This is a genomic window from Chryseobacterium sp. OSA05B (genome assembly GCF_019970065.1).
GTDB lineage: Bacteria > Bacteroidota > Bacteroidia > Flavobacteriales > Weeksellaceae > Chryseobacterium.
The window spans coordinates 140,558-152,832 of record NZ_JAHXYH010000006.1; the positions used below are offsets into that span (position 1 = coordinate 140,558).

The 12,275-nt window shown below is 39.0% G+C and carries 11 protein-coding genes; 9 read left to right on the forward strand and 2 right to left on the reverse strand.

Translation table 11 applies throughout. The annotated features are described in order from the left end of the window. The first annotated feature begins 65 nt into the window (after window positions 1-65). Window positions 66-2,471, forward strand: a complete 2,406-nt coding sequence (gene lon, locus LC419_RS20445) for an endopeptidase La (protein ID WP_223609080.1) — start codon at window positions 66-68, stop codon at window positions 2,469-2,471. A 395-nt stretch (window positions 2,472-2,866) separates the two neighbouring features. Further along, window positions 2,867-3,979, forward strand: a complete 1,113-nt coding sequence (locus LC419_RS20450; RefSeq protein ID WP_223609081.1) for an AI-2E family transporter — start codon at window positions 2,867-2,869, stop codon at window positions 3,977-3,979. Between the two features lie 122 nt (window positions 3,980-4,101). Here the strand turns inward: LC419_RS20450 and LC419_RS20455 are convergent, their stop codons facing one another. Further along, window positions 4,102-4,356 (reverse strand): hypothetical protein, encoded by a 255-nt coding sequence (locus tag LC419_RS20455; RefSeq protein WP_223609082.1) that lies wholly within the window; start codon window positions 4,354-4,356, stop codon window positions 4,102-4,104. A 156-nt stretch (window positions 4,357-4,512) separates the two neighbouring features. Between LC419_RS20455 and LC419_RS20460 the strand changes: the two genes are divergently transcribed. Continuing rightward, the gene (locus LC419_RS20460; RefSeq protein ID WP_223609083.1) at window positions 4,513-4,890 is read left to right on the forward strand and encodes a DoxX family protein; all 378 of its coding nucleotides are present in this window, start codon (window positions 4,513-4,515) and stop codon (window positions 4,888-4,890) included. Window positions 4,891-4,961: 71 nt separating this feature from the next. Here LC419_RS20460 and LC419_RS20465 read toward each other — a convergent pair whose 3' ends face one another. Then, a complete protein-coding gene (locus LC419_RS20465) occupies window positions 4,962-6,320 on the reverse strand; it encodes an acyl-CoA dehydrogenase family protein (RefSeq protein WP_223609084.1) in 1,359 nt (452 codons plus the stop codon). A gap of 208 nt (window positions 6,321-6,528) precedes the next feature. On the opposite strand from LC419_RS20465, the gene LC419_RS20470 reads away from it, so the two are divergent. From LC419_RS20470 to LC419_RS20495, 6 genes are all read left to right on the forward strand, one after another. Next, window positions 6,529-7,431, forward strand: a complete 903-nt coding sequence (locus tag LC419_RS20470; RefSeq protein WP_223609085.1) for a DUF4349 domain-containing protein — start codon at window positions 6,529-6,531, stop codon at window positions 7,429-7,431. A gap of 157 nt (window positions 7,432-7,588) precedes the next feature. Next, window positions 7,589-8,458: a TraB/GumN family protein gene (locus tag LC419_RS20475; RefSeq protein ID WP_223609086.1), complete on the forward strand. Its 870-nt coding sequence runs from the start codon at window positions 7,589-7,591 to the stop codon at window positions 8,456-8,458. 25 nt (window positions 8,459-8,483) lie between these two features. Beyond that, complete coding sequence (locus LC419_RS20480) at window positions 8,484-8,993, forward strand: RNA polymerase sigma factor (RefSeq protein WP_223609087.1); 510 nt, start codon at window positions 8,484-8,486, stop codon at window positions 8,991-8,993. Beyond that, entirely contained in the window at window positions 8,983-9,591 is a 609-nt protein-coding gene (locus LC419_RS20485; protein ID WP_223609088.1) for a hypothetical protein, read from the forward strand. The genes LC419_RS20480 and LC419_RS20485 overlap by 11 nt, the downstream gene beginning before the upstream one ends. Window positions 9,592-9,797: 206 nt before the next feature. Then, a complete protein-coding gene (gene pgi, locus LC419_RS20490; RefSeq protein ID WP_223609089.1) occupies window positions 9,798-11,438 on the forward strand; it encodes a glucose-6-phosphate isomerase in 1,641 nt (546 codons plus the stop codon). A gap of 3 nt (window positions 11,439-11,441) precedes the next feature. After that, window positions 11,442-12,266: a class I SAM-dependent methyltransferase gene (locus tag LC419_RS20495; protein WP_223609090.1), complete on the forward strand. Its 825-nt coding sequence runs from the start codon at window positions 11,442-11,444 to the stop codon at window positions 12,264-12,266. Window positions 12,267-12,275 lie beyond the last annotated feature (9 nt).

Consider the following 12,275-nt stretch of genomic DNA (forward strand, 5'->3'; position numbering starts at 1 on the left):
CGCATATTGTAAAATATCATTTTAACGATTTAAAACGAAGATGACAATTTGTCATTTCATTAACTATGACAGAATTTGAAGATATCAGTTTAGAGGAAATGATCAGCGATGGGTTTGACATTGTAGCCGAAGAGATCAATCTTTCAGACTTTTCGGAGACTGATAAGAATTCCGAACAGAAAATATTCCCTATACTTCCCGTAAGAAATATGGTCATGTTTCCAAACGTAGTAATTCCCATTACTGCCGGAAGAAAAACATCGATACAGCTGCTTGAAGAAGCACAGAAAAATGGTGATTTCATTGGGATCGTGAGCCAGAAAAACTCAGATCTGGAGCAGCCTGCCGAGAAAGATATGTATCAGACCGGTACGCTTGCCAAGATCATTAAGATCATCAAATTGCCGGAAGGTAACATTACAGCGATTACTAAAGGTTTCCACAGATTTAAGATCAAAAAGATCGTGGAAAGCCAGCCTTATTTCAAAGCAGAAATCACCAAATTAAAAGATTCCAAGCCTAAAAACAGGGAAGAATACGATGCTCTTCTTGAGAACATCAAAGATCTTGCATTAAAAATCATTGAACTGGATCCGAATATTCCGAATGCAGCCAATTTTGCGATTAAGAATATCAATAATAATGATGATCTGCTTAATTTCATATGCACCAACTCCAGCTTCCCTTCCATCGAAAAGCAAAGACTTCTTGAGGAAAAAAGCCTGATGGAAAGAGCCAACAAGTGCTACGAAATGATGCATGAGGATTTCAGAAAACTGGAATTGAGAAATCAGATCCATCAGAAAACTTCAAAGGATCTTGATAAACAGCAGAGAGAATATTTTCTGAACCAGCAGATCAGAACCATCCAGGATGAATTGGGAGGCGGTCCGGAAAGCGATGTGGAAGACCTGATCATGAAAGCAAGAAAAAAGAAGTGGAACCAGGAAGTGGAAGATCATTTCCAGAAGGAGATCAACAGACTGCAGCGTCAGAACCCGAATTCTCCGGATTACAACGTTCAGAGAAATTATCTTGATTTCTTCACAGATCTTCCGTGGGAAACCTACACAAAAGACGTTTTCGATATTGCAAAAGCTGAAAAAACTTTAGATAAAGCCCACTTCGGACTTGAAGATATTAAGAAAAGGATCCTGGAGCACATGGCTGTTTTGAAGCTTAAAAACAACATGAAATCCCCTATCCTTTTGCTTGTAGGGCCTCCGGGAGTAGGAAAAACATCTTTAGGAAAATCCGTTGCTGATGCTTTGGGAAGAAAGTATGTAAGATTATCTTTAGGTGGACTTCATGACGAAAGCGAAATCCGTGGACACAGAAAAACCTACATCGGAGCTATGGCGGGAAGAATTCTGCAATCCATCAAGAAATCAGGCACTTCCAACCCGGTAATCGTTCTTGATGAAATTGATAAAATTGCTCAGGGACTTCACGGGGATCCAAGTTCTGCGCTTTTAGAAGTTCTTGATCCTGAACAGAATAATGCGTTCTATGATAATTTCTTAGAAATGGGCTATGACCTTTCCAAAGTGATGTTCATTGCCACGGCCAATTCACTTTCAACAATACAGACTCCTCTTCTCGACAGAACGGAAATTATTCAGATCGCCGGATATACGATGGAAGAGAAAACGGAAATCGCGAAAAGACATTTAATTAAGAAACAACAGGAAGAAAACGGTTTGGATGCGAAATCATTTAAGCTTGGAAATCCTGAACTTAAACATATCATTGAAGCACACACTTCAGAAAGCGGTGTAAGAACATTAGAGAAAAGAATTGCATCCATTGCAAGATGGGTGGCACTTCAGACCGCTCTGATAAAGGAATACGATCCAAAAATCACTATTGAAAAAATAGATGAAATCCTGGGTGTACCAAGACCTAAAAGTCTGTCTGAAATTACAGGGGTTCCTGGTGTTGTGACCGGTTTGGCCTGGACAAATGTGGGCGGAGATATTTTATACATCGAAAGCATTTTAAGCAACGGAAAAGGAAGTCTTACCATGACCGGAAATCTAGGAACAGTGATGAAAGAATCCGCAACCATTGCACTGGAATATATCAAAGCCAGACATGATGACCTGGGAATCGCACAGGAAGATCTGGATAAGAAGAACATCCACGTTCACGTTCCGGAAGGCGCAACTCCTAAGGACGGACCGTCTGCAGGTATTGCTATGCTTACATCCATGGTTTCTTCATTTAAGAACAAGAAAGTGAAACCTCACCTTGCGATGACGGGAGAAATAACGTTAAGAGGAAAAGTACTTCCTGTAGGCGGAATCAAAGAAAAACTTCTGGCTGCCACAAGAGCAGGCATCAAAGAGGTGATTCTATGTGAAGCCAACAGAAAAGATGTAGAGGAGATCAAAAAAGATTATCTTAAAGACCTGACTGTTCATTATGTAAACAGAATGGAAGATGTGATCGATTTTGCAATCGAAAAATAATTCAGAACATATCAACTCTCAATAAGGAAACGCGTCTCAGATTATATCTGGGGTGCGTTTTTTGTTTGACCACAAAGGGTGCAAACGTCTTTTAAAAATTAAGTGATCTTTAGCTCAATACATTGCGCATAGGAAGAGCGCTTAAGTTTTATAAAAATCTAAGATTTTCTTCAGTAAAACAAACAGACCTGTACAATCTGAGAAATCTGCGCGAGATTTTCAAAATCTACATTGCCCATTAATAATAAAAATCGTTGAAATTATTTTAAAGAAAATACATACCACACGGCGCTGTTCCGGCATCTTCCCTTTGAAAAAGAATTATGTTAATTAAACCAAAACACCCAATTAATTAGTTGTGTTTTCTTATTTTTATCCGACAGATTTGAAAAATTATGAATTTCCTTAGACTCCCGTTTCTTGTTAAATTGACAATGGTCACCATTTCCATCATTGGTCTCGGTTACCTGTTAGCGCTTGGACAGAGCATTTTAGCTCCTTTCTTCCTGGCTTTTTTAATGGCCATGCTGTTTCTTCCGGCCGCGACTTTCATGGAAAGAAGATTAAGATTTCCAAGATCCATCTCCACGATGACTTCGGTTTTCGTGATGCTCGCTATTTTAGCCGGGATTATTTATTTTTTCGGATCACAGCTTTCCGATTTCAGTAAAGACCTGCCGCATCTCAGAGATCAGATGACCACAGTTTTTAATAATCTGCAGCACTGGATTTCAAAAACATTCAACGTAAAAATCGATGAACAGCTTGATTATATTAATCAGGGTTTGAATAAACTGCTATCCTCTTCGGGAGTGATTCTTGGTTTCACTTTCGGGATATTTTCAAGTGGATTTGGCTTTATTGTATTCTTCACGCTGTTTTTTATCTTTATCTTAAACTACAGAAGAATTCTTAATAATTTCATTGTAACGGTTTTTAACGAAAAGCATAAAGCCAGCGTACAGGAAGTAGTCACCGAAATCCGGGTAATGACGAAAAAATATATTTTCGGGCTATGCCTGCAGGTTTTGATTGTTTCTATTCTTTCTTCTATTGTTCTAACCATTTTAGGCGTAAAATATGCGATCCTACTTGCTGTTTTGACAGGGTTACTCAACGTTATTCCTTATCTGGGAATCTGTATTTCCCTTTTAATTTCATGTTTCATCGCCTTTGCCACCGGAACACCATCTACCTGTGTGTATGTAGCCATTGGATATATTGCCATTCACATTATTGACGGAAATATCGTTCTTCCATTTGTAGTGGGTTCAAAAGTAAAGATCAATGCCCTGTTCTCTTTTATAGGCATTATTTTAGGCGAACATCTTTGGGGAATTGCAGGTATGTTTCTTTGTATTCCGGCCATTGCCATCATTAAAATTATCTTTGAAAGAGTAGATGGATTAAAACCATGGGGTAAACTGCTCGGGGAGGAAGAAAAACCTAACAAAAAGAAGAAGAGTTACAAGATTTCTAAGAATATTACGCTGAAGGAAATGGATTAATCATGAATAATAAGCAATGGGTAATGAGTAACATATAAGGACAAATAGTAGTTATTACTTATTGCTCATTACCCATTACTTATAAAAAAAGAGGGCTGCCTTAAAAAAGACAGCCATTATTTTTAAACTATAGCAGCGCAGAACGGGCTCATTCCGCTTGGGCAGATCTGGTCGCAAGGAATGTAAGACTGATTGTCCGGACAGTATCCTAAATCCGTTCCCGGATTGGTACCGCCGCCACCTCCTCCTAAGCAAGGGTCTCCCGGTGGAATTTTACAAGGACAACCTACCGGTCCGATATCACAGATTGGCTCTCTTCCACCTCCATTAATTTTCTTTAAATTCTCCCGATCTAATTTTTGAAGTTTTTTCAACATAATACGATTGTTTAGTTTAATTTGAATGACAAAGATATTAAATGAAAATCAGAAATACTCCCACTACAGAGAAAAACAAACAACATTAACAAATTTTAATAGCAATACATAAACGAATATCATTTTTGTTATACATTTGATATAAAATCAACAATCATGAAAATCGTAAAATTTATCCTTTCGTTCATCTTTGCATTGATGTTTATTCATGCAGGACTGAACAAGTTCTTTCACTATTCACCAATGCCTAAGATGTCCGATGAGCAGATAAAGATCTTTGCTGCATTCGGGGAAATCGGCTGGCTGCTACCCTTAGTGGGAATCGTAGAAATTGTTGGCGGAGTCCTATTTATCTTCCAGAAGACCAAAGCTTTGGGCGCTATTATCCTCCTTCCTGTTATGGTGGGAATTGTTATTCATAATATATACAGAGACCCGAACCAGATGGGGATCATCACAGCTGTAGTCATGTTCCTGATCAATATTTGGGCAATTATTGATGACCGGGAGAAATATAAGGCTTTGATTAGTTGAAAAGGTAGCAGGTGGCAGGTAACAAAGCACGCATTAACCTGCAACCTTTTATCTGCTACCTGACCTTTTATCTATACAAACGCACTGAATCCGGTAATAGATCTTCCCACAATCAGTGAATTGATCTCTTTTGTTCCTTCATAAGAATAGATGGCTTCAGCATCGGCCACGAATCTGGCCACATCATATTCTAGGAGAATACCATTTCCTCCCATTACTTCTCTTGCTCTGGAAACAATATCTCTGGTTCTCAGAGTACAGAAAACTTTGGCTAGTGAGGCATGCTCGTCTTTTAAAATTCCTTCATCCTGCATTTCGGACAATCTGAAAACCATGGTCTGCATGGCCGTAAGATTGGAAAGCATTTCCACCAGATGCCCCTGGATCATTTGAAATGAGGCAATAGGTTTCCCGAACTGCTCTCTGGTTCTGGTATATTGTAATGCGCTTTCATAGGCTCCTCTCGCGCAACCTGTGGCCATCCATGCCACTCCGGCTCTGGTCATACGCAGTACTTTTCCTGTATCTTTAAATGAATTGGCATTTTGAAGACGGTTTTCTTCGGTTACCAGACAATCCTTCAAGGTGATTAATCCATTTTGCACAATTCTCAGTGCCATTTTACCTTTTATTTTCTCAACGGAATAGCCCGGATTGTCTTTTTCTACAATAAATCCTTTCACTTCGCCACTATCGAGGTCTCTTGCCCAGATAATGATCAGGTCTGCAAATGTTGCATTTCCGATCCATTTTTTCTGGCCGTTAAGAATCCAGCCTTCCTCAGTTTTTTTACAGGTTACTGTCAGGCCGCCCGCTGCTCCAGATCCTACTTCAGGTTCTGTGAGGCCAAAAGCTCCTATTTTTTCAAATTTCTGCATCTGAGGAAGCCATTTCTGTTTCTGTTCTTCCGATCCGCAAATATAAATAGAGCCCATCGCCAGCCCTGACTGAACGCCGAAGAAAGTCGCAATAGAAGCATCTATTCTCGCCATTTCCATCGCAATAACGCCTTCCATCAGAAAAGGCATGCCCGGACAGCCGTATCCATCGTAGGTTACACCGCAGATATTCAGTTTCTGGAATTTGGGAATGAGTTCAAAAGGGAATTCATCTCTGAGCCAGTAATGATTCACTAAAGGTTTCACTTCTTTTTCCATGAATGCTCTTACTTTAAGCTGGATCTCGCGTTGTTCCGGCGTCAGTGTATGGTAGATATCATAAAAATCACCATCAATAGGCGGAAGTTCCCGCTTTTTCTTATTGGGATCAAGCATTTTCATCATTCCGTTCAACTGTTTGTCATCCAGTTTTGAGAAGTTCTGCATCAGCTTCGGCAGATCAACTTTTTGAGAAATAGCACTCAGCTGGTCAAAATCTATTGATCTGAATAATTCTATCGCGTTTCTGATTTTGGAAAAAGTATTTGACATAGTAATGTTTTGTGGGATTGATTTGTAAAAGTTAAGCAAAAACTGCTCCGAAAACAAGTCATTCTATGAGGTATTATTTTACAAAACACTCATTTACAACAAATTAAAATACAAATATTTCTTTACAAACTTTTTGCGATTGATTTTCAAATATTACAAAGGATCCTGCCTGAACTTTGACCTAAGAAAACCCACAAAAATCAACGCTATGAAAACGACTTACATTAAATTATCTCTGGCAGCAGTTCTTTTATTAGGAATTTATTCATGTAAAAAAGGAGAAGCTGTCTCCACTGAAAGCTATGCTGCAGACTCTGCAGTTGCCATAGTTACAGACAGTGTTTCTTCGGTAGCTACTATGAAGGTAAAGGACAAACAGTTCATTAAAACAGCTGATGTGAATATGGAAGTCAAAGATGTCTATGAAGCCACCGTTTCCATTGAAAAGACAGTTCAGGATCTCGGAGGATTTGTGACCCGCAGCAATCTTCAGAGCAATGTGATTTCACAGGAAACCTACAATACTTCCGATAATGACGCGATGCTCATCAAAAAGTACCAGACAGAAAATACGATGCAGGTGCGCGTTCCGACGGAAAAACTGGGTGAATTGCTTGTGAAAATTAATGATAAAAAACTTTTCCTGAATTCCAGAACGATCAATGCTGAAGATGTAACCTCCAACATCAAATATGCAGAAATGGAAGGCAAAAGAATTAAAAAGACAGGCGAAAATATCGATCAGCTGAAAACAAATAAAGACAAAGTGCAGCTGGATAACGACAATATGGCGGAAGGAAATCTGCAGCAGCTCGCCAATATGGATACCACCGACAATATCAAATACAGCACGATAGATATTTACATTAAAGAGCCTAAACTTCGTATTGCTGAAATTGCCGTAACCAATACCCGCAATATTGACAATCAATATAAATTCAATTTTTTATATGACGCTAAAAATGCCTTTGTAGAAGGGTTTTACCTGATTCAAAAGATAGCTGTGGGACTTATTACCATCTGGCCTCTACTTTTAATTTTAGGGACAGTTGTATACTTTTTAAGAAAAAGGAAACTTACAAAACCGGAACGCACAAAAATTCAGGAATAACAAAAGCAATCCTAACCAGCTGGTTATCATCATAATTTTAGATTTTACAGACCTCCTTCACCGGAGGTTTTTTATTTTTTTCAAAAAAAATTGTAACGATCATTATCCTGCCATTACCTACTGTTTAAAAGAATGAATAATAAAAAACTTTAACCATATGAAAAATTTAATACAACTTGGGTTCGCAGCAGTATTATCGGCAACCATTATGACGGTAAAAGCTCAAAATACCAACCCGGAAAACAGTACACTCTGGGAAGTTTCCGGAAACGGCCTTACCCAACCTTCTTATATTGCAGGAACCTGTCATATTATGTGCAGTCAGGATTTTGAGATTAAGCCAAAGGTGATGAAAGCTCTTGAAAAATCTGATCAGTTTGTCATGGAGATCAATTATACAGATCCTGCTGAAATGACAGCCATGCAGAAAATGTATCAGACGGATAAAAAACTGTCGGATCAGCTTAATCCTGCAGAAGCAAAGGAACTGGATAAAATCCTCGCTGACTACGGAACAGATTTAAAGAAGATGGACAATTCCAGCTCACAGGCATTGTATGCGCTGATTTCGATGAAAGCCATTCCGTGTCCACAAACTGAAGTAAAACTGTATGAAATAGAACTTCTCAAAAATGCGCTGAAAAGTAAAAAGAAAGTCTTCGGGCTGGAAAAAGTAGAGGATCAGATGACCTCCATTAATAAAGCTTATGATCTGAAAGCAGTCATTCAACAGTTAAAAATGGGAAAGGAATATGAAATCCTTCTCAAGGAAATGGTCGCTGCTTTTAAAAAAGAAGATGTACAGTCTCTTTATACCCTCTTTAAAGATGATAAAATGATGACCGCAGAGCAGGAAAAAGCGATGCTTACGGACAGAAATAAAAACTGGGCAGAAAAAATGCCTGAGATGATGAAAAAAGAAAGTTCTTTCTTTGCAGTAGGAGGCGCTCATCTTATGGGTGACAACGGAGTGATCCATCTCCTGAAAGCGAAAGGATACACCGTGAAACCGGTATCAAGCTTATAATGTATAACCAAACCATGAAATCATCGTGAGCAGTCAAACTGAAACCGCTTTTTTAAAGCTCGTCAACCAGCACAAAGGCATTCTGTACAAGGCCTCCCGTATCTATGCGGATTCTTTGGAAGACCGGGAAGACCTGCAGCAGGAAATCCTTATTCAGCTGTGGAAATCGTACCAGAACTTCAAGGGTAACAGTGAATTTTCTACATGGATGTACCGTGTAGCCATCAACACCGCCATCACTTATTTAAAAAAGGAAAAGCAGCGCACCAATAATCAAACCGACGTGCCGGATCATTTTGAAGTTCAACACGAAGACTACAACCCTTCAAAGGACAAGCAGTTAGAAGTTTTTTACGCTGCAGTTCAGGAACTTAAGGTACTTGAAAAAGCCGTCATCTTTTATTTCATGGAAGGGATGTCCCACAAAGAAATCGGAGACAACCTGGGGCTGAGCGAAGGCAATGCCCGCGTAAAACTTAACAGAACCAAAGAAAAAATACAGCAAATCATAAAAAAATCAGGCTATGAATTTTGATCAATTAAAAGAACAGTGGAATAACGAAGACAGCGACAGCGTCAACATTCCCAACACCATAGAACAGCTAAAGAAAAGCAAACACCCTATCGAAAAGATCCAGAAAAGTATGAAAGCGGAATTTCCGATGCAGGTGATTGCCGTCATTCTTATCGCCTTCTTTCCGCAGCAGCTCCATTTTCCGGAATCCCAATATATTATTTACTATACGTCATATGCGATGCTGGTGGTGATCTCCTCTTACTATCTGTTCGGATTCTATAAATTTTATAAGCAGACCGAACTGTACGACGGAAACACCAAAAACAGCCTCTGGAAAATATACCACGAACTGAAACTGAACATGGAAAGATACCAGTCTTTCGGATTCCTTCTTCTTCCTCACTTTATGATCACATTAGGATTGGAGTTCTATAATATACTGGAGAAAAAAGGAGAATCTTTAGGTAATATGTCAAGTACTTATCAACAGGCTTTAATCATCAGCGTTCTTATCGGAACGTTAGCCATCGTCACCAGCATTGTGCTATGGACAAAATACATTTACGGAAGAAATGCCAAGCGTCTTGAAAACATTCTGAACGAAATGGATGAATAATCTTCTGATCCATCTTTTACAAAACAATAACCATGAAACCTCAGACCTGATCTGGGGTTTGTTTTTTAAAAAAATGTTATTTATCCCGCTCAAATTTATCTGAGGTTTTATTTTTCCTTAAATTTGCACATCAGAAATTAAATGATATGGATTTTAAACATTCTGATCCACACCATCATTTTCTGAATCCACAAAATTCTTAAAGTATGCTATCAAAAATAAATCCTATACAAACCACAAGCTGGAAAGCTCTTGACGAACATTTTGCAGGAAATGACTTTGATTTGAGAAGTCTTTTCCAGTACAATCCTGATCGTTTTAATGAATTTTCTCTACAAAAGGACAACTTCCTTTTTGATTATTCTAAAAACCTGATTGATTCAAGAACGAAGGAACTTTTACTTCATCTGGCAGAAGAGTGTCAGTTGAAAGATGCTATTTCCAAAATGTTTTCAGGAGACAAGATCAATGAAACGGAAGGAAGAGCAGTTCTGCATACCGCTTTGAGGGATTTTTCAGATAAAGAGATCATCGTAGACGGTGAAAATATAAAGCCTCAGATCAGAAGAGTTCTTGACCACATGAAAGTATTCTCTGAAAAAATTATTTCGGGAGAACACAAAGGCTTCAGCGGAAAAGAAATCACTGATGTAGTGAATATCGGGATCGGAGGTTCAGATCTTGGACCAGTGATGGTTTGTTCAGCTTTAAAGCATTTTAAAACAAGACTAAACGTTCACTTCGTTTCAAATGTTGACGGGAATCACATTGCCGAAACCGTTAAAAAACTGAATCCTGAAACGACATTATTCATCATTGCTTCCAAGACCTTTACGACTCAGGAAACAATGACAAATGCCAATTCTGCGAAAGACTGGTTCCTGAAAGCAGGAAAAGAGGAAGATGTTGCCAAACATTTCGTGGCTTTATCTACTAATGTTGAGGCCGTTAAAAAGTTCGGAATTGCAGAAGAAAATATATTTGAATTCTGGGACTGGGTAGGCGGAAGATATTCTCTTTGGAGCGCTATCGGTCTTAGTATTGTTCTGGCAGTTGGATATGACAACTTTGAAGAGCTTCTGAAAGGAGCTTCTGATACGGACCAGCATTTTCAGACGGCAGATTTCTCAGAAAACATCCCGGTTTTAATGGGACTAATAGGAATCTGGTACCGTAATTTCTATGCTGCCACCACATATGCAATCCTTCCTTATTCTCAATATCTGGACAGATTTGCAGCTTATCTTCAGCAGGGAGATATGGAAAGTAACGGAAAATGCGTAGACAGAAACGGTGAATTTGTAGAATATGAAACAGGACCCATTATCTGGGGCGAGCCAGGAACAAACGGACAACATGCCTTTTACCAGCTGATCCATCAGGGAACAGAACTTATTCCAGCAGATTTTATCGCTTATGCGAAAAGCAGCAATGCCGTTTCTGATCACCAACCGAAGCTTTTAGCTAACTTTTTTGCTCAGACTGAAGCACTTGCTTTTGGAAAATCTGAAGAGGAAGTAGAACAGGAATTGAGAAATGAAGGAAAAAGCGATGAAGAAATTGACAAACTGTTAAATTACAAAGTCTTCCACGGAAATACGCCTACCAACTCTATATTATTCAAGGAATTAACTCCTTTTTCACTGGGACAGCTGATTGCTATGTACGAGCATAAAATCTTTGTTCAGGGTGTGATATGGAATATTTTCAGCTTCGACCAGTTTGGAGTGGAATTAGGAAAAGTTTTAGCCAACAAAATCCTTCCCGAGCTTGAAAACAATGAGGCGGTAAGTTCTCATGACAGCTCTACCAACGGATTGATTAATTATTATAAAGGAAACAAATAGCAGATGTCTGCATTACGGTCATATTATTATAAACTTCCTCCGGGCCTCAGGCTTTTGGGAAGAAAGATCTATTATTTCCCGATAGACATCTATGACGGACTTACCGGAAAAAGATCTAAAAACGAGCCTAAGAAAGGGGACATTTATGTAGGAGGCAGTGACTTTATTCCTCACGGGATCCGTCAGGTGAATGCACTGAAAAAGTATATTGGCTTGCGAAATACTGACCGGGTTCTTGATATAGGATGTGGGATCGGTAGAACGGCTGTAGCCCTTACCGGAACCATTGACGAAGGAACCTACGACGGTTTTGATGCTGTAGAAAAAGGAATTAACTGGTGCAATAAAAATATCGGTCAAAAACATCCGAATTTTAAATTCAAGTTTACCCCGATTTATAACGATCTGTACAATACTTTCAGCCAAAAAGCGGAAAATTTTACATTTCCTTATGATGATGCTCAGTTTGACAAAGCATTTCTTTTCTCAGTGTTCACTCACATGCAGATTCCTGAGATCAAAAGATACCTGAGCGAGATCAGCCGGGTTCTGAACAGCGGCGGACAGTGTCTTGCTACATTCTTTCTGTATGATGAGTCTAAAACGGAATTTGGAACGATGCCATTTCCGCACCAGTACGAAGGGTACAGGCTTATGGATGATAAAGTAACTGCAGCCAATATCGCGGTAAGCATTCCATTGCTGAACCGGATGGCAGCAGAAGCCGGATTAAAAGTAACAACCGTAAAAGGTGGATTCTGGAGAACCGATGTAGAAAAGGAAGGTGCCGATGAATTCCAGGATATTGTTGTATTCAATAAAATCTAAATAAAAGTA